The organism is Haloferax sp. S1W, from assembly GCF_044593955.1.
Lineage (GTDB): Archaea > Halobacteriota > Halobacteria > Halobacteriales > Haloferacaceae > Haloferax.
Map to the genome: position 1 here is coordinate 152,410 of NZ_CP172596.1, position 26,267 is coordinate 178,676.

Annotated in this window: 20 protein-coding genes; 11 read left to right on the forward strand and 9 right to left on the reverse strand. The window is 61.4% G+C overall.

Features of this window, described 5'->3' with window-relative positions:
• Window positions 1-59 precede the first annotated feature (59 nt).
• Entirely contained in the window at window positions 60-8,282 is an 8,223-nt protein-coding gene (locus ACH9L7_RS16880; protein WP_396613608.1) for a PKD domain-containing protein, read from the reverse strand.
• A 283-nt stretch (window positions 8,283-8,565) separates the two neighbouring features.
• A complete protein-coding gene (locus ACH9L7_RS16885; RefSeq protein ID WP_396613609.1) occupies window positions 8,566-9,333 on the reverse strand; it encodes a helix-turn-helix transcriptional regulator in 768 nt (255 codons plus the stop codon).
• A gap of 147 nt (window positions 9,334-9,480) precedes the next feature.
• Here ACH9L7_RS16885 and ACH9L7_RS16890 point away from each other — a divergent pair, with 147 nt between their 5' ends.
• Window positions 9,481-10,431 carry a phage tail protein gene (locus ACH9L7_RS16890; protein ID WP_396613610.1) on the forward strand — a complete coding sequence of 317 codons (951 nt, stop codon included), beginning with the start codon at window positions 9,481-9,483 and terminating at the stop codon, window positions 10,429-10,431.
• A gap of 190 nt (window positions 10,432-10,621) precedes the next feature.
• Here ACH9L7_RS16890 and ACH9L7_RS16895 read toward each other — a convergent pair whose 3' ends face one another.
• Together ACH9L7_RS16895 and ACH9L7_RS16900 are read right to left on the reverse strand one after the other, a co-directional pair.
• Window positions 10,622-10,903 carry a hypothetical protein gene (locus ACH9L7_RS16895; protein WP_396613611.1) on the reverse strand — a complete coding sequence of 94 codons (282 nt, stop codon included), beginning with the start codon at window positions 10,901-10,903 and terminating at the stop codon, window positions 10,622-10,624.
• On the reverse strand, window positions 10,900-11,040 hold the full coding sequence (locus ACH9L7_RS16900; RefSeq protein WP_396613612.1) for a hypothetical protein: 141 nt from the start codon (window positions 11,038-11,040) through the stop codon (window positions 10,900-10,902). The genes ACH9L7_RS16895 and ACH9L7_RS16900 overlap by 4 nt, the downstream gene beginning before the upstream one ends.
• Window positions 11,041-11,357: 317 nt before the next feature.
• Between ACH9L7_RS16900 and ACH9L7_RS16905 the strand changes: the two genes are divergently transcribed.
• Genes ACH9L7_RS16905 through ACH9L7_RS16940 form a run of 8 tightly spaced genes read left to right on the forward strand, consistent with a single transcriptional unit; the run spans window position 11,358 to window position 19,446 of the window.
• A complete protein-coding gene (locus ACH9L7_RS16905) occupies window positions 11,358-11,876 on the forward strand; it encodes a plastocyanin/azurin family copper-binding protein (RefSeq protein ID WP_396613613.1) in 519 nt (172 codons plus the stop codon).
• Window positions 11,877-13,892, forward strand: coding sequence for a TAT-dependent nitrous-oxide reductase (gene nosZ / locus ACH9L7_RS16910; RefSeq protein ID WP_396613614.1), 2,016 nt, complete (start codon window positions 11,877-11,879; stop codon window positions 13,890-13,892). It abuts the gene before it with no gap.
• A 3-nt stretch (window positions 13,893-13,895) separates the two neighbouring features.
• Entirely contained in the window at window positions 13,896-14,648 is a 753-nt protein-coding gene (locus tag ACH9L7_RS16915; protein ID WP_396613615.1) for a hypothetical protein, read from the forward strand.
• Window positions 14,649-14,661: 13 nt separating this feature from the next.
• Complete coding sequence (gene nosD, locus ACH9L7_RS16920) at window positions 14,662-16,047, forward strand: nitrous oxide reductase family maturation protein NosD (protein ID WP_396613616.1); 1,386 nt, start codon at window positions 14,662-14,664, stop codon at window positions 16,045-16,047.
• Window positions 16,034-17,059, forward strand: a complete 1,026-nt coding sequence (locus ACH9L7_RS16925) for an ATP-binding cassette domain-containing protein (protein ID WP_396613617.1) — start codon at window positions 16,034-16,036, stop codon at window positions 17,057-17,059. Before nosD ends, ACH9L7_RS16925 begins: the two co-directional genes overlap by 14 nt.
• Entirely contained in the window at window positions 17,056-17,967 is a 912-nt protein-coding gene (locus tag ACH9L7_RS16930; RefSeq protein WP_396613618.1) for an ABC transporter permease, read from the forward strand. The genes ACH9L7_RS16925 and ACH9L7_RS16930 overlap by 4 nt, the downstream gene beginning before the upstream one ends.
• A gap of 5 nt (window positions 17,968-17,972) precedes the next feature.
• Window positions 17,973-18,614, forward strand: a complete 642-nt coding sequence (locus ACH9L7_RS16935) for a nitrous oxide reductase accessory protein NosL (protein WP_396613619.1) — start codon at window positions 17,973-17,975, stop codon at window positions 18,612-18,614.
• 25 nt (window positions 18,615-18,639) lie between these two features.
• Window positions 18,640-19,446, forward strand: coding sequence for a hypothetical protein (locus tag ACH9L7_RS16940; RefSeq protein WP_396613620.1), 807 nt, complete (start codon window positions 18,640-18,642; stop codon window positions 19,444-19,446).
• Between the two features lie 3 nt (window positions 19,447-19,449).
• Here ACH9L7_RS16940 and ACH9L7_RS16945 read toward each other — a convergent pair whose 3' ends face one another.
• Window positions 19,450-20,814 (reverse strand): YbhN family protein, encoded by a 1,365-nt coding sequence (locus ACH9L7_RS16945; protein WP_396613621.1) that lies wholly within the window; start codon window positions 20,812-20,814, stop codon window positions 19,450-19,452.
• Between the two features lie 127 nt (window positions 20,815-20,941).
• On the opposite strand from ACH9L7_RS16945, the gene ACH9L7_RS16950 reads away from it, so the two are divergent.
• On the forward strand, window positions 20,942-22,174 hold the full coding sequence (locus ACH9L7_RS16950; RefSeq protein WP_396613622.1) for an ABC transporter substrate-binding protein: 1,233 nt from the start codon (window positions 20,942-20,944) through the stop codon (window positions 22,172-22,174).
• A 45-nt stretch (window positions 22,175-22,219) separates the two neighbouring features.
• Here the strand turns inward: ACH9L7_RS16950 and ACH9L7_RS16955 are convergent, their stop codons facing one another.
• The 3 genes from ACH9L7_RS16955 to ACH9L7_RS16965 all read right to left on the reverse strand — a co-directional run bounded on the left by ACH9L7_RS16955 (window position 22,220) and on the right by ACH9L7_RS16965 (window position 24,680).
• A complete protein-coding gene (locus tag ACH9L7_RS16955) occupies window positions 22,220-22,837 on the reverse strand; it encodes a class I SAM-dependent methyltransferase (RefSeq protein WP_396613623.1) in 618 nt (205 codons plus the stop codon).
• Window positions 22,838-23,156: 319 nt separating this feature from the next.
• Window positions 23,157-23,879 carry a hypothetical protein gene (locus ACH9L7_RS16960; RefSeq protein ID WP_396613624.1) on the reverse strand — a complete coding sequence of 241 codons (723 nt, stop codon included), beginning with the start codon at window positions 23,877-23,879 and terminating at the stop codon, window positions 23,157-23,159.
• Between the two features lie 192 nt (window positions 23,880-24,071).
• The gene (locus ACH9L7_RS16965) at window positions 24,072-24,680 is read right to left on the reverse strand and encodes a hypothetical protein (protein ID WP_396613625.1); all 609 of its coding nucleotides are present in this window, start codon (window positions 24,678-24,680) and stop codon (window positions 24,072-24,074) included.
• Between the two features lie 171 nt (window positions 24,681-24,851).
• Between ACH9L7_RS16965 and ACH9L7_RS16970 the strand changes: the two genes are divergently transcribed.
• The gene (locus ACH9L7_RS16970) at window positions 24,852-25,091 is read left to right on the forward strand and encodes a hypothetical protein (protein WP_396613626.1); all 240 of its coding nucleotides are present in this window, start codon (window positions 24,852-24,854) and stop codon (window positions 25,089-25,091) included.
• Window positions 25,092-25,175: 84 nt separating this feature from the next.
• On the opposite strand, the gene ACH9L7_RS16975 is transcribed toward ACH9L7_RS16970, so the two are convergent.
• Window positions 25,176-26,246: a halocyanin domain-containing protein gene (locus tag ACH9L7_RS16975; RefSeq protein ID WP_396613627.1), complete on the reverse strand. Its 1,071-nt coding sequence runs from the start codon at window positions 26,244-26,246 to the stop codon at window positions 25,176-25,178.
• Window positions 26,247-26,267: the final 21 nt, after the last annotated feature.

The following is a 26,267-nucleotide window of genomic DNA, read 5'->3' on the forward strand; positions in this document are numbered from 1 at the left end:
TGATTCACCAGAACCGGGAAGTCCAAATCCAAATAAGAGAACCGCTCGACGAGGGTACCCTACTGTTCGGTCTCGTCGTCGTCTCGGCGGCGATACCAGCCGAACAACACGGCGGCCACGACAACACCGAACACGGCGAATAGCCACATGTTGAGTGCCGTTGGGTCCGCCGACGTTTTTTCTTCGACAGCCGTCTGTTGGCCTCGAGGCTCAACACGTACCTCGCCAGCACTAGCGTTTGCTACTGCGAGGCGGTACACTCCCGGCTCAGAGAACTGTTGAGTGAGCGTTACCCGCCGTTCGTCTCGTGCAGGTACCTTGACGTCAGTCGTTGAGACAACCTCACCATCGACGGTGAGGCGCGTTGTGTAGGTGCCAGAAACACTGCCGTGATTCACTACCGTCGCCGTGATGGCAACCGAATCATCAGCTGCGACTTCGCTGGTGGTGACCTGCGCATCAGTCACCTCGAACAGTGCAGTCGAAGACCCGATACTGAACACCGAGAGCCCGGGCGAAGTCGCCGTGAACAGGTAATAGTCATCAGTTTCACCCACGACCGATGTCGGCAACTGGTTCCAGCGAGTCGTCTCATCGCGGTAGAGGCTGATTGATTGTGCACCGGTACCGGTCGTTTCGAGATACGCTTTCCGGACACGGAAGGTGAACGTGACATCTTCGATGTCGTCGTCCGAGATGCTGTGATTGACAATGACGTAGCCAACGGGCCGTGCACCCGTTTCACGAGCGAAGTTACGGTTCGCCGAGGAGAGCTCAGCAAATGTTTGGCTGGACGTGGATTCGACCTCGCCACGAGTAGTGTCCTCGTCGGCACCAGTGCCGTCACGTTCAGACTCGAGTTCTTCTGTCGTGACGTTCAGCGTGAAGTCTCCGCCTCGGCTAACGTTCATTTGGACCGCCGAGACAGAGATGTTCCGCGGGGTGTCCCCAGTTACAGCGGACGTGTTGGGGTCCGTAGTCGACTTGTTGGCCTCGGGTGCTTCGAGCTGGATCACGATGGGCTGGTCATCCCGAGCATCCGAGACAGAGATGTCTGTTCGATTATTCGCAGATTCATTCTGCGAGCTGACGTTTACCCGCAGCCCGACACCCGACGATGAGCTGTCTGAAGACGGGTCCGACGAGTCAGTCGAGCCTCCTGAAGACGGTGGTCTGTAGACGGTGACCGCCACCGTCTCATTGGCAGTGTTCCCAGCAACATCTGTGACGGTGAGACGCGCGGTGTACGTTCCACTCGTGGTGTACGTGTGGTTTGCAAGCGCTGTCGATGCCGTTGTATTCGCCTCGTCGCCGAACTCCCAGTTGTAGCTGACAATGCCGAGGTCGTCAGTCGAGTTCGTCGCGTCGAACTCGGCTGTGCGACCACGCCGAACAGAGACGTTGTTGCCAGCATCTGCCGAGGGAGGGGTGTTGTCGACAACGACTGAGACCTGTTCTGTGGTGTTGTTGTTTCCAGCAGCGTCACGCGCAGTGATTGTCAGGTTGAACGTCCCGTTGACGCGCTTGTCAGCGACGACCGTCGCGGTCCACCAACTGGTTCCAGACCGGTTCGTCAGTGAGATATCCCCGCGAGAACTGATCGCGGACGCATTAATCGAGACGTTCGAGACAGCAGACGCACTGTCAGTGACAGTCGCGTTAACCTCGACTGTCTGTGCATAGCGAACGGCTGTTTGTGATCCCGGATACGCCCACGCATTCACGCTGACATCCGGAGCAGTTTCGTCAGTGACGGTAATCGTCTGCGTGGCCGTGTCCGTATTACCAGCATCGTCTGTCGTCGTGAGGCTGACCGTGTAAGTGCCGGGGTTACTGAAGGAGTGGTTCAACGAGACACCCGTTGCAGTCGAGTTGTCACCGAAGTCCCACTCGTAACTCGTGATTCCCACGTTGTCGGTCGACCCCGAGCCATCGAATGAGATGGTCGTATCCTCGGCGACCGTCCGGTTCTCCCCAACGTCAGCTGTTGGGGGCGTTGTGTCGTTCACTGTGACGACAAGCGTGTCGGACGCCGAGTTCCCCGCCTTGTCGGTGACGTTCACTGTCACGGTGTATCTACCCGGGTCGGGGAACGTATGGGCTGGCGTGGCACCCATTGCGTTCGCCGAGCCGTCGCCGAAGTCCCATTCGTAGGAGGCGATAGCGCCGTTATCAGTCGACCCACTTCCGTTGAAGTCGACGAGCGTGTCTTCGTCGACAGCTTGATCTGCGCCCGCATCGGCCGTCGGCACAGTCGTGTCATTGACCGTCACCGTCAGCGTATCCACATTTGAATGGCCCGCGCTGTCCGTGACGTTCAGGACGACGGTGTAGATACCCGGCTGGTCGAACGTGTGAGTCGGCATTGCACCGGTGACGCCCGCTGATCCGTCGCCGAAGTTCCACTCGTAACCCGCAATCTCGTCGTTATCGGTCGAGCTAGTACCGTCAAAATTGACAGCGGTGTCCTCGTCGACAGTCTGGTTAGGTCCTGCATTCGCATTCGGGCTAGTGGTGTCGTTCACCGTCACCGTCAGCGTATCTGAGTCGGAGTTCCCAGCCGCATCCGTCGCAGTGAGCGTTACCGTGTACGTACCCGGGTCGGAGAATGTGTGCGTGGGCGTTGCCGTAGTAGAGTTCCCAGAACCGTCACTGAAGTCCCATTCGTAACCCGCTACGGCGACGTTATCGGTCGAGCCAGTGCCGTCAAAGTTGACGACGGTATCTTCATCGACAGTCCGACTGGTTCCGGCGTCCGAAACGGGGTCGGTGATATCGCGCACTGTGATAGAGATGTCTTGGGCGTTCGTTTGTCCGCCTTCGCTGGCCTCGATAGTGAGTGTGAAACTCGATGCGGTGGCGAGTTTCGTCGTGTCCGAGACGGTCACCACACCACTTTCGGCATCGATACTGAACGCGGAGCCAGTGTTACCGGAGGAAATCGCATAGCTGACCTCCTCGTCGTCATTCCCGCCGACGGTAGCGTTCACGTCGATGACGGACACGCCGTTAGCGGACGATTCGACAATGCTGGCCGATGTTCCCGAGGTTATGGCCGGGCGTTCATCAACGTCGGATATTGTGACGGTCACATTTTGAGTCGCGGTTTGAGTGCCTTCGCTAGCTTCGACGGTGAGTGCGAAGCTCGATGGGCCACCCTCGTAATCGAACTGCGAGGCGTCCGAAACGGTGATCGTACCGTTCGCCGGGTCAACTGCAAAGGCTCCGCCCGTGTTACCTGCGGAGAGAGCGTAACTCACACTCTGGTCGGCACTGCCACCGGGAACGCTCGCATTTACGTCGATGACGGACACGCCATTGGTCGTGTCCTCCGCGAGACTGGCCGACGCCCCAGAGGTGAACGACGGTCGCTCGTCGGCGTCGCTGACGGTGACAGTGAAGTTCGTCGTCGAATTGAGGGACCCATCAGATGCCTGCACTGTGATGCGATAATCCGCACCGGATTCGTAGTTGAGCCCGGACGCGTCTGCGACCGTCACGACCCCGGTCGACGAGTTAATCTGGAAGCGACCACCGGCGTTCGCGGTCAAAGAGAAGCCGACCGAGTCGCCCGTATCTGGGTCTGTACTGTCGGCAGTGATACCCACGGTATCGCCGATAATAGCGCTTTCAGCAACCGCGTTAGCGTTACCGTCGCCGTCACTGGGGGCACCCGGCGCGTCGTTGACACCGATGAGAGTGACAGTGATGGTTCCCTGATCGGAACTCCCGTTCTCGTCTACAACGGTATAGGTGAAACTGTCGGTGGTGTTATCGCCGCTGGCGAGGAACTCGAACTGTCCGTTCGGGTCGTAACTCCAGCTTCCGTCGCCGTTGACCGTAACAGTCGCACCGGAATCGAGCGTGACGGTACTCCCATCGGAGACAGACATTCCGTCGATGGCGTCCACAGACAGCGAGTCCCCGGTGTCAGGGTCGCTCGACAGGACGAGTAGGTCAGCGCTCGCATCGTCGGCAACCGAGAGAACGCTATCTTCGGTGGTGTTCCGAGAGCTGTCATCAGACGCTGTCGGCGCGTCGTTGACCGCGGTGACGGTGACTCCGACGCTAGTGTTGGTGGCCGAGTAGGCGGTCGTGCCGCCGTTGGTGGTCGTATCGGCGGTCGCCCCGCTCGCTCCGCTCGACCCATCCCACGCACGCACGGTGAGTGAGCCACCGGCAATGCCGCTAAAATCGGCGTTCGGTACGAACCGAAGCCTGTCAGTGCTCGCCAACAACACCGAATTGGTAGGAGATGTGCCACTGAACGCCTGCCACGTGGTCCCGCTGTCAGTGGAATACGCCCACGTCCCGTCGGTAGTGTCGACATTCGTGACTGCGATTCCGATAGTATCGCCCTCGGCATCGCCGGTCGTTCCGGCCGAATCGAGAACGGACCCAACCGTGGTACCGTTGTTGTCGGTGTCATCCTCGGTAATCGGATTCAGCGACCGACCGTCAGTCGATAGCGTCGGGGCATCGTTGACAGCCGTGATCGAGACCGACGCCGATTCCGAGAGGGTCGTAGTGTTGCTGCCGCCGTTGGACGGAGGGCCATCGTCGGTAATCCGTGTCAGCGTAATCGTGCGATTCTCGCTCGTGGTCGGGTCGTCGCCGTTCTTGTAGCCGAGCGTGTCGACGACGGTATTTGCAGTGGTGCTGGTCATCGCGCCGCTGGCTGTGACCGTCGCGGTGTCGCCGGTGAGGGAGACAGCCACCGACAGGGCGTTGTTCGCCGTGGTGACGCTGTTACCGTCAGTCAGTGCGACATCGCTGCCGTCGATAACTACCACCTCGTCCGGACCGTCGGTGACGTTCTCGACCTGCACCGTCAGCGTCGATATCTGCTGGCCGGATTCGACGGTGTCCGCATTTGCGCTGGAGAAGACCGTTGCCGGGCTGCCGTCCTCGGTGAAGGTGGCATCGTTGGTATCCACGGTGAGGGTTGGCGCATCGTTCACTCCATCGACAGTGATCGAAAACGTATGGCCGATCTCTGTACCACCGGCCCCGTCGTCGAGGTCGAACACGAAGCTATCAGCGGCCGTCTCGGAGCCGTCGTGGCTGTATAGCAGATTGGCGGAGTCAATGTCCTCCTGCGTGAAGGTTCCAGTGCCGAGGGCGGACTCGCCGTCGAGCGTTCCGTCGTCGGTTCCGCCCGCGCTGCCGTCGACGAACAGCGTCCCGGCCGAAACCCCGGTAGTCACGTTGTAGGTAATCGACCCCGACGTTTGTTCGGGGTCGGTAGCCGCGAGGTCGGCGGTCGAGATTTCGTTCGCAGTCGAGCCCTCGAGAACCGTCACATCCTCGTTCGTGTCGAGCGTCGGCGCATCGTTGGCGTTGGTGATACTGACCGTCACCGACTGGGAGTTCGTGTTGCCAACATCGTCGGTTGCGGTGACCGTCAGTTCGTACTCGTTGTTGGTGTCGGCGTCAGTCGGGTTCTCGAAGTCGAGCGCGCTGTCGACGTTGAGCGCTCCCGTAGTGGTGTCGATACTGAAAACCGTTGCGTCGACGCCACCCAGCGAGTACGTGACATCGGTGTCGTAGGCGGTACCCGAGTCGTCGGCGGCGTCGATGTCGAGCGCCAGTCCCGTCGTCATCTCGGCCTTCGAGACCGAGTCGGAGCTGCCCGTACTGAACGTCGGGGGGACGTTGTCGACTCGGTACGTCTCGCCACTCGTATAAGAACCGTCGCCCGCACCGCTGGTGCCGACGCCGCCGAGTTCGACGCCGTTTCCGTTTGTGATGGTGTCGTCGTCGACCACGTCGAGACGGATCTCGCCAGTGCCACTGCCGCTGACCGAAACCTCGACGGTGTAGGTCGAACCGTCGACGTCGCCGCCGTCACCGACGCCGGTGATGCTCTCACCGGGCGTTCCACTGAGGACCGTGGTCGTAAAGTCGGAGGAGTCGACACCGCCAACATCCTCGGAGAACTGGACATCGTAGGTTACGCTGTCCGCGCTGGTGTCTTGCGTCGCTGGAGTGCCGCGGGAAATCGAGACAACCGCTGGTGCTTCCCGGACGGTCACGCCGATGGTAATCGTAGCCGAGCCGTCACCGTCACTGACCGCGATATCGAACGAGTCCGAACCGCTGTAGTCATCGTCCGGCGTGTAGGCGACCCCCGATGGCGAGACGCTGCTTCCAGCGCTTTCGGAGGTCGAAAGTCCACTTATCGAACCGTGACTCGGGGCGGACTCAACTGACCACGTCAGCGTACTACTGTCGGTGTCGGAGGCCGTCAGGAGCGAATCGATATCAGTGGCGCTGGCGTCCTCGTCGACCGTCAGCGTGTCCGATGAACCGCCGTCGAAGGTCGGCGCGTCGTTGCCTGCGACCGCTTCGAAGTTCACCGTCTCGGGGTTGTCGATGAGGGCGAACGGCACCTCGCCATCGGTATCGGTTAGTGCCCCGGATTCGACGTGGACGTAGAGTGCAACGCCGGTTGGGAGGTTACTGTCGGGGTCGACAGTCACTTGTGAGCCATCCACAGTGACCGCTGCAGTCGACACGTCTGCGGTTGCGACCGCCGTGTCGTCGGAGACGCGCCGAACGACAACGTCTCCGGAGCCGAGCGACATCGTCTCGTCGAACGTGAGGACGATGTCGTCGCTCGATGGGAAGTCCGTCGCCCCGTCGCTCGGCGTGCTGGAACTGAGACTCGGCGGTTTGTTCTGGTTTTCGAGAATGGCGGCCTCGCTTTCGCCGCCAGCTAGTGGGTCGATAACGTCGTCGTCACCGTCGGCATCGAAATCCACTGCGAGGAAGTGTATGATGTTCGAAACAGTCAGATCGAAGCTCGACCCGGTATCTTCGGTGAAGCTCCCGGAGCCATCGTTTCTGAGTAGGTGCCAGTCCGAGTCGGTGTCGGCGACCACGAAGTCCGTGTCACCGTCGGCATCGGCGTCGAGAGGAAGAATCTGTCTGACGCCGCCAACAGCCAACCGTGAGTTCTCGAAGCCCGACAGCGGCGACGAACCCGCAGCCAGTTCGGTGAACGTGCCACCGTCGTTGCGGAGGACTTTGGCCTCGGATTCAGCACCCGCCGTCGGGTCGATGATGTCGTCGTCGCCGTCATTATCGTAGTCGGCCACGACGAACTCCTTGGCGTCTTTGTCGCCTGCGAGCGCGAAGGTCGTCCCTGTGTCCTCAGAAAAGCCCCCGTTTCCGTCGTTTTCGAGCAGGTGCCAACCCGAGCCGGTGTCGGCGACCACGAAGTCGGTGTCGCCGTCGTCGTCGTAATCGAGCGCGAAAATCTCTCTGACGCCACCGATAGCCAACCGAGAATTTCCGAATCCCGACAGTGGTGACGAGCCCGCGGCCAGTTTGGTGAACGTGCCACCGTCGTTGCGGAGGATCGCTGCTTCGTTTTCACTGCCCGCCGTCGGGTCGATGATGTCGTCGTCGCCGTCGTTATCGTAGTCAGCCACGACGAATTCTTCGGGGTTGTCCGTGCTGAGGTCGATGGTCGTTCCCGTATCTTCCGTGAAGCCCCCGCTTCCGTCGTTTTCCAGAAGGTTCCAACCCGATCCGGAGTCGGCGACCACGAAGTCCGTGTCACCGTCGGCATCGGCGTCGATAGCGAGCGTCGCCCTGTAATCGTTGACGGCCAACCGCGAGTTGGCGAAGCCCGAGAGCGCCGAGGAGCCCGCGGCTTGTTTCGTGTAATCGTCCAGCAGGAGGCCGTCGTAACTACCCTGCGCGTCGAGATTGGAGACAGCAACCTCACCGGTTTCAGCCTCCAAGTCCCAGTCGCCGTTCAGTGCCGCTGCCCCGGTGAGGTCAGTCGATGCGGCTACGTCGGCATCAATCGCTGTCGCCATCTCATCGAGAAAGACCGACCCGGAACCGTCCAGACCGACGTAACAGCCGTACAATAAGAGGTCACCGTCCGGGGACAGGCTGTGTTCGATGGCGGTCAGTGCCTCGGGGTACTGGTCGAGCGTCTCGGCCGAGAGGGTGTCGTCGCCGATGTGTGCTTGCCCGACCGATCCATGGGAAAAGAGGTGGATAGCTGTGAGGTTGTCACGGCCGTCGAGCGCCGCAGTCAGCTCTTCGACGCTCGAGACCGTCACGACCTCCATGCCCGCGTCGCGAGCGGTTGTGGCGAGCGCCGCGTGACCGCCGACGCTCGTGTCCACGATAGCGAGTTCGGCACCTGCTGCGGTCACATCACCAGTCGTAGTAGTCAGGGATGCACCAGTCAGTACAGACAACAACGCAACCACGATGACGCTGAGAGCGAGTGTGAACCACAGCCGCGTTCTTCGACTCATGGTACCCGCTGTATAACCCCCACACCGCCCAACTTCCAGTGGCAGGTTCTATGCGTAGAACCATTCACGAATTTTGATATTTTCATTGGCAGATGTGGACCTGTCATTCGTTTATAAGCACCGATGAGACGAATTATCAGGCGTGAGACGCCGGTTCGTGCCTCAAACTGAGCAGTCGGTGTGAGGGAAAGACACAGACAGTGTCATATAAAAAAAGCACACTCAACCCGAACTGGTCGTAGCGGGTTATGTGCTGAGTTGCGAGGTTAGTCGAATCACGAGGTCAGTTGAGTCGCTCGCCCTGTTTGCGGTACTCCGCGACGAGACGCCGACCCCAGTTGACGGCCGCCGGGTTGTCCGTTATCGCAATGGCCCCAACCGTCCCGGTTTCATCGTCAAAGCCAGCAACGATCATCGTGTCGTCGTAAATTCCGATATCAAGCGGGGCCTCGTCGACGGCGTAGGTCGCTGTGGTTTCGAGGCTCAAGAGTTCGGTGTGACTCTCGTCGTACTGAGTACGAACACCCGCAAATGTCTCTTGGGTTAGCACCCATTCTACTTCGACACCGCTGTGAATCTGCTCGAAAGTGGTTTCCATGACCTTCGGCGATCCGAATCCGCGGGTGATACCGGTCATGTACTCGTCGACTTCACGGATGATCGCCTCGATTTCCTGCTCGATGATGTAGGGGGCCGACGGTTCGGCTTCGACGACCGTCGCGTCGGTAAATAGGTGAATGTTTTCGAGGAGTTCCGGCGGACTGGTGTACGCCAACACCGGTTCGAGATGTCTCGCCGCCTCGACACCAGCCTGAAATTGCTCGGCCTGTGTGAGTACCGTCTGTCCGAGCCCAGTGAGTCGGTAGCCGTTCGGTGTGTGCTCCACCAGACCCTGCTCCTCGAAATCGCTCGTTGCTCGGTAGACCGTCGCCCGAGAACAATCCGCCCGCTCGGCGATCTCCATCCGGTCGCGCTCGCCGCCCCTGATGGCTGCCAGAGTGTGAGCCCGCTCCAGCAAGGGCGCGACAGATTCGACATCCGACTTCTTCATACTGTGACAGTCGTGTGAGTAGACATAACATTTTTCTAGTGAGACGATATCTCGTGGATGAGAGTATTTCTCACCGGTGCCTATATATCAGCAATCTGTGTGGTCGTTGGCAATGCGCACGACCAACATCGCAGGAGTTGACAGTCGATGAGCGAGATTATTGATGCGCCGTCACTCAGTAAACTAGCCGACTTCGAAGGCGCGACGTTTACTGCCCGCCACGACGAGGGAGGCCCCGTCGACCTCCTACTCAGCGAAGTCGAGACAAAAGCTGTTACCGACGATTGGGAGCGGTTTTCGCTGTGGTTCGAGTCGACCGGTGAGTCGCCGCTACCACAGGCTTGCTACCGACTGTCCCACTCTCAGACTGATGGGTTCGACGCGACGATCGCACCCACGATGACGTCCGCTACTGAAGCAGAGACACACACGTACCAAGCGGTGTTTAGCCGACCTGCACCGGACGGAGAGACACCTGACCTACAGGAAGCTCTGTCAGAAGGAAAGCATCTACGGCAGAACGCGACAGAGAGAGCTTCCTCAAGTGGATGGCAGCCGTATTTTGTCGGCCAAGTCATCCTCTTCAGTGGGAAGTTCACGATTGAAGACTTCTACCAGTGTACCGGGGCACGGATGCCAGTCAACCAGCAAGCGACGTTGTACGCTATACTCGGAACGGCCTACGGCGGGGACGGGGGTACCTACTTCCAGCTACCGAACTTGGGGGGTCACCGGGTACCGCTGCACCATAGCTCGGACAGACCGTTGGGGACAATGGGCGGCACAGAGAGTGTCGAACTGTCGGAAAACCAACTCCCACCACACAATCACGCGGCAGAGCATCTCAAGGTACCAGTCAGTGACGCGGACGGGTCCGGAACGACTCCCGAGGACAACATCCTGACCAAAGATCCTCACGGTGAGGGGGGACGGGGACAAGAGACTATCTATACCTCCGAAAGCAACCGGAACGGATCGATGACCGTCTCGGGCTTTACCGGAAATTCGGGGCGAGGTGAGCGCCACACGAACATGCCGCCTTACCTTTCCATGAACTACCAACTGTGTGCGAACGGGACGTGGCCACCACGGAGCTAAAACCATCAGCAGGACTCAGCTGTTGATGCGAATATGGCTCACCCCGAATAGCCTCACAAACGAGCCTCGAAATGCTTCCAAAAGGCCGGAGCATCCGGACACCTCCGCTTCAACTCCTTCGAATTAACGGACGAATCCGACGCCGCCTAGTGATTCACCAGAGCTGAATGGTCGATTCCGAGGGACTCGATTAGGTGTGGTCCGTGTACAACGAGTGCGCGATAACGGCGAACCCGCCGACGGTGAGCGCGCTCTCGACGACCAGCGCGTAGTCATACGAAAGCGGCGTGAGTTGGTGGACGATGCCCGCAACCAGCGACCCGAAGGTGACGAGCGCGAACCCGGCGCACAACGACCGGAGTGCGAGCGTTCCCTGCCGTCTGTAGGCGCGGAAAGTGACGAGCGTCACGAGACCACCCAGCATCAGAGTCACCGTCTTCATGCCGACGGCAACCGCGGTCAGGCCATTCATCGGTGATTCGAGACCGGGGTAAGGCCCCGCGTCTCGTCCGGCCCGGCGGCAGCGAGGGTGTACACTGTCGCGCCGACGCTGACTCTCGACCGCTGTTCCTCGGCACCGATGCCACCAGATATCGGGTTTGTTGTCATGGTCCTCTCGGTCAGACGGAACCCCGCGAGCATCGTGCGGCCTCCCGTCTCTATCTCCGGTAACTTCCGAAGACGAACTATGTACTCTCCCGAAGATGTTCGGAACGGTTCTCCCCGCCAGAAAACAACTGCTCGGTGAGGCGGTCGTGACCGCGCTCGACCCGCATGACGTTTCAAATATTATACACTGTCTGTCGTGGAAGTGTCGCTCAAAATATCAATGGGTGCGTGTCGGCCGAACATGTTCAACGAACTCCCGAGGGTTAGGAAGCGGGTTTCTAATACATACCCTATATCGGCAAAGGCCCATCTGTACGATGGCTCAGAAGCATACCAGGCGGAACGTGTTGCAGCGTATCGGAGCGGCAGGTTTCGCAGCGACCACTCTCGCACTTGCAGGATGCTCTTCGCAAGCATCAGACGACAGTGGTGCGGAGGGAGAAGGCGGTTCGGGCGGGGCAGAGACTACTGAAGAACCGAGCGATGGCGGAGAAGAAAGCGGCGCGGCACAGACCGACACCGTCGGCATGACCGAGGAACTCGGATTCGACCCCAAGGTCATCGAAGTGCCCGTCGGCACGACGGTCACCTTCGAGAACACGAGTTCGATTGGTCACTCGGTGACCGCATACGAGGACAAGATTCCCGACGGAGCGGCGTACTTCGCGACTGGCGGGTTCGACTCCGAACAGGCCGCGAAGGACGGGTACCCCGAGAAGGGGAACCTCGAAGCGGGCGAATCCTACGAACACACCTTCGAAACGAAGGGCACCTACGAGTACTACTGCATCCCCCACGAGATGAACGGGATGGTCGGGACGGTCAAGGTGGTCTAAATGTCACACGATTCTTCACACACTGACGCTGCGGCGGACGACGCACACACAGACACCCTCACAGAATACGAGGAACAACTGAACGCAGTCCTCGCCGATATCGACGAGACGCCGGCCGACGAGTCCGAAGTCTCGCTCGAACTCCCGACGCTTGGACTCAGTCGACGCGACTTCATGAAAGCGGGCGCGGCAGCCGGGGTGATGGGTTCGCTCGCCGGGTGTACTAGCCTCGCTGGAAACAGCGGTGCCAGCGGCGGCGAAAACACGCCGCACTCCAGTTCCGGCGACGTACCGAGTCACTTCGTCCCGCCGGGAGAACACGACGAGTACTACGGCTTTTGGTCCGGTGGCCACTCGGGCGACATTCGCATCTACGGACTCCCATCGATGCGCGAACTTACCCGGATTCCCGTCTTCAATCCCGAGCAGGCGAAAGGCTACGGGTTCGACAAGAAGACCACCGACATGCTCGAAGATGCGGGCGACTACAAGTGGGGTGACTCCCACCACCCGAGTCTTTCGGAGACTGACGGCAAGTACGACGGCAGGTACCTGTACGTCAACGACAAGGCCCACGGCCGCGTCGCCCGAATCAACCTGAAGTACTTCGAAACGGACGCTATCACCAACATTCCGAACGTCCAGTCCGTCCACGGATGCTGTATTCAGAGCCCCGACACGGAGTACGTCTTCGCCAACAGCGAGTTCCGGACGCCGCTTCCGAACGACGGCCGCGACATCAACAACCCGGACAAGTACGTCTCGCTGTTTACCGCACTCGACCCCGAGTCGATGGAGGTTCTCTGGCAGGTCAAAGTCGACGGCAACCTCGACATCCTCGACACCGACAAGGATGGTCGATGGGCAATCGCCAGCGCCTACAACGACGAAGAGGGCGTCGAAATCGAGGAGATGACGAAGAACGACCGCGACTTCGTCAAGGCGTTCGACGTGCCGGCGATTCAGAAGGCAGTCGATGCGGGCAACCACGAGGAAGTAAACGGGGTTCCCGTCGTCGACGGAACGAAAGAAAGCTCGCTCAACAAGGGCGACAATCCTCTCGTTCGCTACATCCCGACGCCAAAGTCGCCGCACTGTGTCGAAGTCGAACCGAACGGGAAGTACGCGATGGTCGCCGGAAAGCTCTCGCCGACGGTGTCTATCATCGACATCGAAAAACTCGGCTCGGCGTCCGACCCCGCCGACACCATCGTCGGCCAGCCGAAACTCGGTCTCGGGCCGCTTCACACGACCTACGACGGGCGTGGCCACGCGTACACCTCGTTGTTCATCGACTCGCAGGTCGTCAAGTGGGACATCGAGACGGCCATCAACTCGCCGAAGAAGTCCGAAGACGCCATCCTCGGCAAGATTGACGTTCACTACAACCCCGGCCACATTCAGGCGGTTCAGGCGATGTCGACTGAGCCAACCGGCGACTGGCTGGTCGTCCTGAACAAGCTCTCGAAAGACCGGTTCCTGCCGGTCGGTCCCATCTACCCGGACAACGACCAGCTCATCTACATCGGCAACGACAAGGACGACGAGACAGGCGGAATGGAACTCGTCTCCGACCACCCGGTGTACCCCGAACCGCACGACGCTATCTTCGCCTCGAAGGACAAGATTAGTCCGGCGAAGACGTGGGACGCCGCGGACTACGAGGGCGAAAAGGAGTACGTCACAGAGAGCAACTCGCGCGTCGACCGTATCGACGACTCGACCGTCGAGGTCTACACCTCGGTCAAGCGGAGCGAGTACGGCCTCCGCGACTTCACGGTCAAGGAAGGCGACGAGGTCACGCTCACTGCCACGAACATCGAAGGCAGCCAGGACATCGTCCACGGCCTCGCCATCCCCGAGCACAACGTCCACCTCGCACTCGCGCCGAAGGACACCCGGCAGGTCACGTTCACGGCCGACAAGCCGGGCGTGTACTGGGTCTACTGTACGTACTTCTGCAGCGCACTGCACCTGGAGATGCGCTCGCGGATGATCGTCGAACCGAGAAACTAGACGATGACCTACCGCCCACCGAGTCTCGACGAGTTCACCCAACTGCGCCGGGGGTTGCCGGCGCTAGCGGCGCTGTTATTGGTCACCGCGTTGCTGCTGCCGATGTGGTCCATCGAAGTCCACGCCGCGCAGTACCCCAACGAGATACTCCACCTCGACCTCTATGCGTACCCGCACATAAGCGGCGACTACGTCGAGATGGCCCGTCTCAACAAGTACATCGGGTTCTACTACCCGGACCCCGTGTACTGGCAACCGAATTACGAACCGAAGGCGGCCGCAGTCGAGGTTCCCGAGTGGTCTCTTGGACCGCTCGCGTTCATCGCCGTCGCCGTGTCCGGGGCGTTCGTGGCCATCGCGCCAACCGTCGAGAAACTCAAGCGGGGACTGATGTACCAACTCGCCGGGTCGATAACGGTGTTCACCGTCATGGTGGCCGATATCCAGTACCGGCTTTACCAGACCGGTCACAGCCTCGACCCGGACGCACCAGTCATCGGCGTCGACCCCTTCACCCCGCCGCTGTGGGGGAAATACGAGGTCGCAAACATCACCAGCTACTCCCGATTCGGAACCGGCGCGTACCTGACGATGGTGGCCATCGGCCTCCTCGTCGTCGCGTACTACTACCGCGGCAGCGACGCCACGGTTGGGACGCTCCTCGCCGGAATTCGTGAGCGCATCGGAACGGCTCGAACGCCGAGTCGGGACGAAAAAACGGCACAGGACGGCGAATCGAACGTCACATCGAAATAGAGGGACGAAAGGAATGAAACCCACCGTGAGTCGGTTGTTCGCAGTCGTCGCGAGTGTCTTCCTCGTCGCGTCGGGCGTCGGTGTCGCACTCGGCACCGCCGCACCGAGTACGCAGGCGGACACCACCATCGCCTACGATGCCCCGGTTCCGGACGAATATGCGTTCGACGCGCCGACCGAGTCGGGTCGTGCGACCATCGGCAACGAGTCGTACACCTCGCTTCAGGCCGCCGTAGACGCAGCAGCACCCGGAGACCGGATTCGGCTCCGTGGGGAGTTCGACGAACACGTTGTCGTCGAGACGCCGAACGTCACGCTCGTCGGCGAAGCCGGATTCGGCGCTCGAATCGACGGCAATGGAACCGGAGACGTCCTCACGCTCGACGCATCGGACGTCACGCTCCGGCGCGTGTGGGTTCACAACTCCGGGTACGACACGTCCGAGAACGACGCCGGTATCTGGGTCAACGGGACGAACGCGACGATACACAACAGTCGCGTGACCGCGTCCACCTTCGGTATCTGGCTCAACGGCGTCTCTGGAGTCCACATCGAAGACACCACCATCGTGGGCCGCGAGTCCGTCGAACCGCGGTCGTACCGCGGCAACGGAATTCAGGTGTGGAAGACTGACGACGCGACGCTCGTCGACAACCGCATCACGGACACGCGCGACGGCATCTACTACTCGTGGGCGTCGAACGTGACCGCCCGCAACAACACGATGTGGGACCTGCGGTACGGCGTCCACTACATGTACTCTGACGATTGTACGCTGGCGAACAACGTTGCGTTCGACAACGACGCGGGCTACGCCGTGATGCTCTCGGAGCGCATTCGCGTCATCAACAACACCGCGGTGAACAACACCGGCACGAGCGGGCACGGCATCCTCCTGAAGCGTATCGACCACTCGGTGGTCGACGGGAACGAAGTCGTCGCCAACGGGAACGGCCTGTACGTGTTCAACTCGGTCAACAACACGCTCACCGGAAACCTCGTCCTCGAAAACCGGGTCGGGGCCTACTTCACCGCAGGCAGTTCAAGCCCGAACGTCTCGGAGAACAGCTTTATCAACAACGACGAACCAGTCCGCGCACTCGTCGGCGAGCGCATGGCGTGGAACGGGAGCGACCGCGGGAACTACTGGTCTGACGCACGCGAGTCAGACGTTGACTCTGACGGTGTCAACGACATCCGACACCGGCCCGCGGGACTCGTCGAAAAACTGGTCTACGACCACCCGCAAGCGGCCGTCTTCGCATCGAGCCCAGCGTTCGACGCGCTCAGACTCGCCGAGAGTTCGTTCCCGGTAATCGACGTGCCCGGCATCGTCGACCACCACCCGCTCGCAGAGCCACCACACGAACGTTGGAGACGATACTATGAACGCGATTGAGGTCAGCGGCGTGCGAAAGGCGTATCGAGACGTGACAGCATTGGACGGGCTCTCGCTCGCCATCGAGTCGGGGACGACGTTCGGACTCCTCGGAACGAACGGTGCCGGGAAGTCGACGCTGTTCAAACTCCTCGTCGGCCACATTCGACCGGACGAAGGGACTGTGTCCGTCGCCGGTACCGACGTGTCTTCGGCGGGGCCGGAACTCCGCAGTATCGTCGGCTACCTCCCCGAACACGCGGGCTTTCCCTCGTCACTCACGGGCCGAGAAGTCCTGTCGTTCTACGGGCGGATGCACGACCTCCCCGACGCCGAGACCCGAATCGACGCCGTGCTCGGCGTGGTCGGACTCTCGGACGCTGCCGATAGACGCGTCGGCGGCTACTCGAACGGGATGACCAGACGCCTCGGATTGGCGTCCGCGCTCCTGTCTCGGCCACGTATCCTCCTGTTGGACGAACCGACTGCCGGTCTCGACCCGCGGGGCGTCGCCGCGTTCCACCGCGTCATCGAACGCCTCGACGCCAAATCCGACCTCACGGTCGTCGTCTCCTCGCACGTCCTCTCGGAAATCGAGTCGCTGTGTGAGCAGGTGGCCATCCTTCACGATGGCCAACTCCGCGCGAGCGGGAGTATCGACGAGTTACGCCAGCAGGTAACAGACGACGTTCGCGTGCGCGTTCGCCTCGACGACGGGGCGTCGGTAGACGACGTGCACGCCGCCGTCTCGTCTTGCGGCGGGTCGGTGCAGTCGGAGACGGATGCCGAACCAGTGCGGTCGAAACCGAACGGCGCGCACAGCGTCGTCGTCGACTGTCACCCCGACGAGGTTCCGAGCCTGCTGTCGGAACTCACCGAATCGGTTCCCATCGACGGGTACGACGTTCGTGAACCCGGACTGGAACGCGTCTTCGAAGAGACGCTTCGGGACTGCGAAGCGGACGCGACGCCGGGACGTTCGCGTTCCGGCACGGAACAACCACGGCCGAACACGGCCGGTGAGAGCGCATGACGGAAGAAACTGAGACCACTAACACCCAACTCAAGACCGAAGCCGACGGCGGCGTCGTTACGGTCCACGAGACGGCGGCAAACACGTCTCGAAGAACGACGAGCACGTTTAGCGGGCAATTGCTCGCAATCGCCCAGTTAGCGTATCGACTCTCGCTTCGGAGTCGGTGGACGCTGGCGCTGACCACGCTGTTCGGTCTCCTCTCGCTCGTCGTGGTCGTGTTCGGCGGGTCGGGACCCGGGGCGGTCCGCATCGAGGCCGTCGTCGTCAGTCTCGCATCGCTGTCGACGTATCTCGTCCCGCTCGCTGCGCTGGTCTTCGGCTACGACACGATTGTCGGCGCGGAAGAAAGCGGCTGGCTCGATATGGTATTCGCACTCCCAGTGTCGCGGTCCCGGGTCGTCCTCGGGACGTTCATTGGTCGTGCGGTCACCCTCGCGGCCGCGACAAGCGTCGGGTTTGGACTCGGCGGTATCGCGCTGTTCGCTCGAACCGGGGCGCTTCCGTGGCAGTTGTACGCGAGAGTGCTCGTCGGAGCGGTCTGTCTCGGACTCGCATTCCTCGCGCTCAGCGTCCTCGTCTCGACTGTCGCCGCGGAGAAGACACACGCACTCGGAATTGCGCTTCTCGTGTGGGTCTGGCTGGTCTTTGGCTACGACCTCGCCGCGCTCGGCCTCGTCGCCGGATTCGACTTGCCCAACGTCGTCCTCTCAGGGCTCGTTCTCGCGAATCCGCTCGACATCTTCCGCGTGTTCGTCCTCTCCGGCATCAACGCGGCTGGCAGCGGACTCGCGGCGGTCGTCGCCGACACGAACCTCTCGACGCCGACACTCGTCGCTGGCGCGCTGGCGTGGGTCGCCGCACCCGTCGGCGTCGCGACCAGACTGATTCGCCGACGGAGCCTCTGAGTTCGATGCCCCGACACACAGACACGGCGTCAACGCGACCGTGCACCGCTGACTCTGGAACTCGGCACACTCGCCGCCGCTTCCTCGGCGTCCTCGGAGCGGGCGCAGTCGTCGGACTCACGGGTTGTCTCGGCGGGAATAACGCGGCCGCCGACTCGACGACGAAACCGGAGCCAATCGACCTCTCCGGCGGGAAGCAAGACGACCACGGCGGGATGGTCATCGGCGAACACTTCGGGCCGAACGGACAGGTGTTCTATCGCAAGCACTCCCCGGAGGGCCACGATAACCCGGCGTGGTTCCACACCCTGAGCATGGGGCTGTTTCCGTACCACTTCGAACGGACTCGCGAAGGATGGGAGCCAGTCGCTATCTACGTGACCGACTACTCCCGCGTCGAGTACGAACTCGTTTCCGAGGGCGGCGAGACGTACATTTCGAGCCACACCGCCGCCGAGACGTTTGGCGACGCGACCGAGATGACCTACGTCGTCGAAAGCGAGATTCGCGGCGGGATGGGCAGAGAACTCCTGCCGTTTTCGTCGGCCGACGACGCGAACTCGTTCGTCACCGAGTACGGCGGCTCGGCGGTTTCGTTCGACGAAGTGACGAGTGAGTGGCTGGCCGAGTACCTCGACCGCTCGTAGCGACTCCCCACACAGAACCATTCAAATGACCTGCATTCAGCGCATCTACGACGCACTCGACCGCATCTCGCACGAAGAGACGCACGTCGCCACCAAGTCCAAAGCGGTCGACGAGTTCTGCGTGCGGGTCCGCGAACTCGCAGCCAACTCGGGTGGGCAGGCGGTCGGCACACCGCATTCGACGACTGGTACCGCGACCGTGATGGCACACCGAACCGTGCAAACGGGAACGGGGACAGACCTGTGTCGGCGAATCTGCAACGCGTTCTCGGAGACGATTCGTCCGCTTAGCATCGCCGACGTGGCGTCGGATGAACCGCTTCTCACGACGATTCGAGAAGAACTCGGTGAGGAAATCGCGCTTGCACTCGCGCCAGCGAGCGGAACCACGTACTCTCCCGAGTTGCGGGCGGCGGTCCTCGAAGCGGCGGCGACGCGCCGAGACGAACTAAAAACGATGCAGCGGGCGCTCCGAACCGAGCGGAAGTCGGTCGAAGCGGCGCTCTCCGACACCGAAGCCATCGTCGAAGACGAGGACCCGGACGCAGACGCGCACCTACTGTACTATTCGTTCGAGGAGTTGCGCTCGTACCACGGACGACTGACGAGGGCGCGGACGCGGTGCGACCGGGTGAGTCGCGAGCGACAGCGCGATATTCACGGAATTGCGGCCTGTAGCTCGGCGGCGCGCGTCTCACACGGCGACCTTATCTCGTACCTCTACAGCGACGTGGAGACGAACTATCCGGTCCTCTCCGCAATCGTCGACCTGGATAGGGCGTACGCCGCCCGTCAGCGTGCCGTCCGCGACCACCTCACCCGGCGCGTCTAGCGACTATTTGGTGAGTCGCCTCGAAAGCCGTCGAAGGACGACCCACGTCACGCTAAAACTGACCGCGGCGAGACCAGCATCCCGGACGACGTGGACAAGGAGGTGGTCCGGTTCGATGAGTAACTGCCGTCTATGGACGACCACCACCAGTAGGACCACGAGTGTCGCCGTCACAGCAAGGACGAGCGTCGGCAACGGTGACCCCGCAGTGACGCCATTGTCGGGTACGTCAGCGGGCGGTGCCGAGAGCGCGTTCGAATTCGAGTCCGCACTGTCATCAGACTCCCCCTGAGACCCCCGTGTCGCGTACCACGCCGTCACGACTGCGCCACCGAGTGATGGGAGCCAAAAGACGCTGGCTCGGTACAGGAGCACGGCAGCCCCTGCAACCGAGGCGAGGATACCTGTCGTCGTGACGAGCAGTGCGGTGAGTAACGCCTCGGCGCTCCCGAATCCGCCCGGCGTCGGAGACACGCCGCTGAGCTTCGCCAGCGGAATGACCAACAAGACGAGTGCGAACGAGGCGTCGACGCCGAGAGACGTGAGGGCGACCCAGAGCGCCGCCGCGACGGCGAGTTGGCCCGCGATTCCAGCGACGAAGACGGCCCCGAGAGTCCCAGGAGAAGCGGCAAGGAGACCGATTGCGCCAACAAATCGATAGCCGCGGCGTTCGAATTGCTCGGCACCCGGAGCGTCGATGGTAGGAATCCATCCGATGGGTCGGAGCAGACGCGCGAGTACGGCGCTCCCACGGGCGACGAGCGTCCGGCGGTACTGCCACGCGACAGCAACACCGACCAGAGCGACGACCACTAGCCCGACGACGACGAACGCGGCAGTCTGAAGCGTCTGGTCGAACGCAACACGAGAGCCGAGATAGCCGACCCCGAGAAGTCCCAAAAAGAGCGATGCCGCGCGGTTCAATGCATTCACGGACCCGATTGCCACCAACCCTCGTTCGAAGTCGGTTCCGACCGCCGGTTTGAACAAAAGCGCAGCGAGCGGGTCCCCACCGACCTGCCCGAAGGGCGTAATACTGTTCAAAAAGCCCGCCGCGACGACCAACAGCAGCGAGGTCACAGGTCGCCCCGCTCGGCCGAGACGCCGGAGAACGAGGTGGAGACCGCCACCCCAGAAGAGAAACGGAACGAACCCGATGAGGACGAGGGACGCGAGGCGGCGCGGCGGGACAGCCAAAAGCGCCTGTTGGACGGCCGCGATGCCGATTACCCAGAGGTACGACGCGAGCAAGACGCCGCCGAGGAGGAAGAAACCGACCGACCGGAGCCACCGGTGAGGACCACCCAGAGCCAGTGTCTGGCCCGCGTCCGAATCGACCATCCCGTCTACAATTCGTCGGCGAGCCACCTAAATCGTCGTCTGAGACCGAGATAATCGTCTTTCACGGGGGACTGGGTTCTGAAGGAGCCCACCAGGTCGTTTTGTCATCCTGCCAAAGCACAATCTACTTGTATTTTTAGGCTGGCCTAAAGACATGGCCGGTAATGACAACAGATTAGACACAAATCGACGAGGCTATCTCAAATCCGGCGGCGCAGTCATCGCAGGTGGGCTACTCGCCGGTTGCTTGGGTGACAGTATTCCGGCATCGAAACCCGAAAATAGCACGTCCGAGACGACATCCGAGACAACGCCGCAAGAACAGGGATACACGGTTTCGATGGCACCAGCAGGTGAAGTGGCGTTCGATTCGGTCCCCCAGAGCGTGTTCACCATACTGAGCCATCACGCCGATATGGCACTCGCACTCGGACACGGTGAGAGTATCAACGCCATGCACGCACCGGGGTATATCCAATCGCTGTGGAGCAAGTTTCTCCACCACCTCGACGGTGTCTCCGTCGATTGGAACGGCCTGTACTCCTCGTGGCCCCCCACGAAAGAGAAACTCTACGAACTCGACAGCGACGTTCACTTGGCTGACCCGGCAAAAGTCGGGTCGGCGGAGGGGTGGAGCGCGGGTGATATCGAGGAGGTCGAATCGAACATCGCGCCGTGGTTCGGGAATACGTTCAGCGACACCCATCAGAAGCCACCAGCGGCGTGGGCGGACGACTACGAATACTACACACTTTGGGAAATATTCGCCAACGTCGCGCAGTTGTTCCAGGAAGAAGCCCGATACGAGGCGCTGGCGGACGTTCGGAACTCGGTTCTGACTACAATCGAAGACTCCCTTCCGTCCGAGACTGAGCGTCCGAGCGCGGCGATGGTGCTGTTTTCGACGAGCGACGAGAGTATGTGGGGGTACAAACTCAACGCACCGGGGTACTATGCCGCCCATACGCGGCCATTCGGAGCGACCGACGCGCTGGCAGAAGTGGCCGGCGCGGAATACGGCGAGACTGGCGGAAACATCACGCTGGATTACGAGATGCTCCTCGAAGCGGACCCGGATGTACTCCTCGTGCTCGGTCCGATGACGGAGTACCAGAATATTTCCGACATTAGAGCGACGCTATCAGAGCATCGTGTTGCCAAGAACATCACCGCTGTCGAGGAAGGGCGAGTGTACGTACAAGGGACGCGCAATCAGGGACCACTCCTCAATCTCTTCCAGCTCGAGATGACCGCAAAACAACTGTATCCAGCCCAGTTTGGCGAATGGCCCGGATACGTCGACGGCGAGCCCTATCCGGAACTCCCGACCGACGAGCAACTGTTTGACCGACAGCGGGTTGCAGATATCGTCAGCGGGGAGCGCTAATCAGACACTCACTCGTAGAGTACAGACGGCTGTGTCGGCCGCGACTCAGACGACTCGGAACGCGCGCACGGTATCGCGCTTGCCCGGTTCCGCGACGAGTTGTGCGAGACCGAGGTTCGAAAACACCTGCTTCCAGTTGCGGTGAAACAGCGGGAAGTCGTCGTTGACGTAGCTCACTTCTTCTCCGTCACGCCCGCGCTTCGGGCTGTTGCCTTCGTTTTCGGCGGTGATGAGGAGGTCGGACGTGATTCGAGTCATCTCCTCGAAGACCCACTCGTCGTCGGGGTGGACGTGCTGGAGGGTCTCGACCGAGTAGATAACGTCGAAGTGGTCGTCCGGAGCGTCGACGACGAAGTCTTCGAGCGAACTGGTGTGGAACGTCCCCGTCTCGGCGAGTTCCGGGAAGTACTCGGCCATGACCTCGAACGACTCGTCGTTGAGGTCGATGCCGGTCAGGTTCTCGTACCCCTGTGACCGGAGGTGGGCGAGGTGACGGCCGGAGCTACAGCCGAGTTCGAGAATGGCGGCGTCGCTACCGACGTAGTGGTCGAAGACGGAGGCGAGCGTCTCGCTCACCTCGTTCGCCCCGAGTTCTGCGTAGTAGGTGGGTGAAAATTGACCTGAGCGGTTGGCCCAGCCGCGATGGTTTTCTTCGGGGTCCATAATCGGCACAATGCGGGCAGGATGTAAAGGCTCCGCGGAGTCGACGCGACTCACCTCGGTCGGCCCGAGTCACGTGCGTCGCCTGCGCACACTGTACAGAGACCGGCCGCTCTCTCGAAGTGTGTCGAGCAAACCTGTGCCCCGCACCGTTGACACTGGTGTTCCGCCGGTGCCGACTCGCAGTGGTGACAGAGTCCCTGAACGCTCATGTGTCGTCTCCGCGTCGAATTTGGAACTGTCGAGCAATAAGCCGCGGGGGATTCAAGACACGCTGCTCGCGGGGTCGCGTTGCGTCACGTTGTGTATGCTGTCGAGTTGTCTATTCGAGCGTAACCGAGAACCCCCACTGTACGTCCGTTTTGTCTCCTTCAGAGCCGTCCATTTCACCGATTGAGATGGTCGTCTCGAACCGGTATTCGCCCACGGGGAGACAGCCACCGTCTTTTTTCGGCATTCCGTAGAGGTCGACAGTCTTCGACCGCGACTCGTCGGGGTCGAACTGCTCCATTCGGTACTCTTGGGTCACGAAGAGGGATTCGGTCAGGCGCCAGCAACCGGGGTCAGCCGGGTACTCCTTCCCCGCTGGGAGGAACGTGAGTTCGTTCGTCTCGTCAGAGACGTGCTGGAAGAATATATCCCGTCCTTCACCAGCCTCGACGACGCTGCCGCTCGTGTTCGAGAGCGTAACCTCGACCTGCGGCGGGTGGTCTTGGGTCGCCTCGGCCTTCGTGACTTCGACCGCAGGTTCGAGTGGGATGTCTGGGGCTGAATCGACGCTCGCAAGCGAAATGGTCGAGGCGTCTGGGGAGTCGGTACCACTGGAATCGTCTGTCGTCGTATCGTCTGGCATGTCGGTAGTATCGTCGGGAGCCTCTGTCGTTGTATCGGTTGGTGTCTCCGTCGAGGTATCGTCCGGGGACGTCGTCGTCTCGGTCGGTTCGTCACCACTGCCGCCACCGCCAGCGTCTCCGAGACAGCCAGCTGCGAGGCCAAGGCTGAGGAGGCCAGCGGTGTGGAGGAGCTTTCTGCGTGTCTGCGGCATAGTACGTCGTATGGAGGGTAGTAAAATAACGGTACGCGAGAGTCAAACGCCTGTTTCAGTCACACCACATGACAGGGGGTTCAGTCACACCACATGACAGGGGGTTCAGTCACACCACATGACAGGGAGGTTCAGCCACACCACGTGGCAGGGAGTTTCAGTCAGACTCTCTGACACGAGTCGGTCTCCGAGTTATCGAGTCTCGTCGGGGTGCTGTCTTCGCCGATAGTAGTCCCACTCGGTGTCGGACCCGTAGTGGTCTACGAGGTCGGTCGCCATCCGCTCTGCAACGCCGGGGACGTCCCGCAGTGCCGCAGTATCTCGATTCAACACGGCTGCAGCAACCGCGTCAGCGGATTCGAAGGACTCGTACAGGGCAGTGGCAACACGCGCTCCTGCATTCGGCACTGGACGGCACGCAGAGCGAATGCGTGCCCGTTCGACTCGCTCGTCGATGCGGTGAATCAGCGTCTGAACCCATGTGGCCACGGCCGAACGGTCGTCGTCTGACTGCGGAGTGTCGAACTCACGAACTGAATCATCGACGATGCCGCCGAATCGAGCAGACACGGAGATACCGCCGGGGTGTGGAAGCACGTGGACGCCGGGCGCATCACCGGATTCAGTTCCGACGAGCGTCGCCGGAACCGACTTCTCGAAGCGAAGTGCGAAGTTCGCGGGACGGGGTTCGCCCGGCGGGTAGATGACCCACTCGTCGCTCGGAAGGTCGACCTGCTCCGGGAGCCATCCGAGTTCACTCACGGTGGGGTCGTCGCCCGTATCGGTATCGTCACGTGTCACGTCGTCTCTCCTCTCGTCGCCGCTCCGAATACGATTCGCGTCGTTGCCGAGTCGTATCCAGACCGTCCGACCGCGTGGCTATAATACGCGGGGGTTGCGGTTGGGGCCCTCCGGTCGGGGGAGGGTTCGACACCCGGCCGCTCAAGTAGGTTGAGCACGAACCACTGGCGTATGCCCGTCGTAGAAGTCAATCTCCCGGACGAGTTGCTCGTCGAGTTCGAACAGCTAGTAGACGAAGAGTTCCTCAGCGAAGAGCAGGCGGTCGAAGAACTCCTGTCGATGGGAATGGACGCCTACGGTGCCCCCGTCGACGAGGAGACGGGCGTCCAGTCCGACTTCGTCGAGAGCGCACAAAACAACCTCTTCGACACCGCCGGCGACCCCGGCGGCCTCGACGACGACGTACTCTAATTCGGCCCCTTACTCGTTTTTTCACGGTTGCGCAGAAAGGCGGGAACGACAACCAGCGTCGGCCGTGAACAGACGACTCGTCAGTCAGTTACCGCCGTCGCCTCCCGACTGTTCCGTGAGCCACGAGACGACACCGGAGAGCGCCGGGAGCGCCATCGCAGTGCCGAAGACGCCCGCGAGCGCAAGCCCGCCGAGTTTGGCCGTCTCCGGGTCATCGAACGGCTCCGCGATTTGCGCGTGGCTGCCCGACGCCTCCTCGGACGCGACGACGACTGCCCCCTTCATGCCCATCGACTCGTGGGGTACACAGGAGTACGGGAAGGTGCCGGTCTCGTCGAACGTGTGTTCGAAGGTGTGGCCCTCGTCGCCAACGAGTTCGGACTCGAAGGCACCGTCGGTGTGGACGACGTTGTGAGACCCGCCAGCGCCCGTCCAGCGCCAGACGACAGTCGTCCCTTTCGTGACGCGAACCGCCGCCGGACCGAACCCGAACGCACCACTGTTTGCTTCGCTCCCGACGGTCACCTCGACGCGAGAGAGGCCAGTTTTGTCGACGACACCGTCGTAGTTCGACGTGTTTTCCAGCCACGTATCGAGGTCAGTGGGGTCGGCCGTGTCGTCGCTGGATTCGGGTTGTGCTTCCGAGTCCGTGGGTTGCGACGTGGACGCGCCGCCAACTGTCGCGTCGCCGACGACGACTGCTCCCTTCATTCCCATGGCTGCGTGCGGCGAACAGACGTACTTGTACACGCCGTCGGCGTCGAACGTGTGTTCGAAGGTGTGGCCCGCGTCGCCAACCAGGTCGCTTCCGAACGACCCGTCTTCGGCGGTTACGTCGTGGACGCCGCCCTCGCCAGTCCACTCCCAAACGACCTTTGTCCCAGGGTCGATTCGAATGGCCGCAGGACCGAACCCGAACGCGCCGCCGTTGGCCTGCGAACCGACAGTGACAGTCACCTCGGAAGCGCCAGTCTTGTCGGCGACACCGTCGTAGTTCGACGTTTTCTCGAACCACGCATCGAGGTCAGTGGACTCTTGCGCACTGGCGGTCGCCGCCGAACTGGTAGCGGCCGCGCCAGAGAGCGCCGCACAGCCGAGTAGTCGAAGTACGTTCCGTCGTCCAAGCGTTGGGTTCGTCACGTCGGATGTCGTCATGGTGAATCACGCCGACTGACT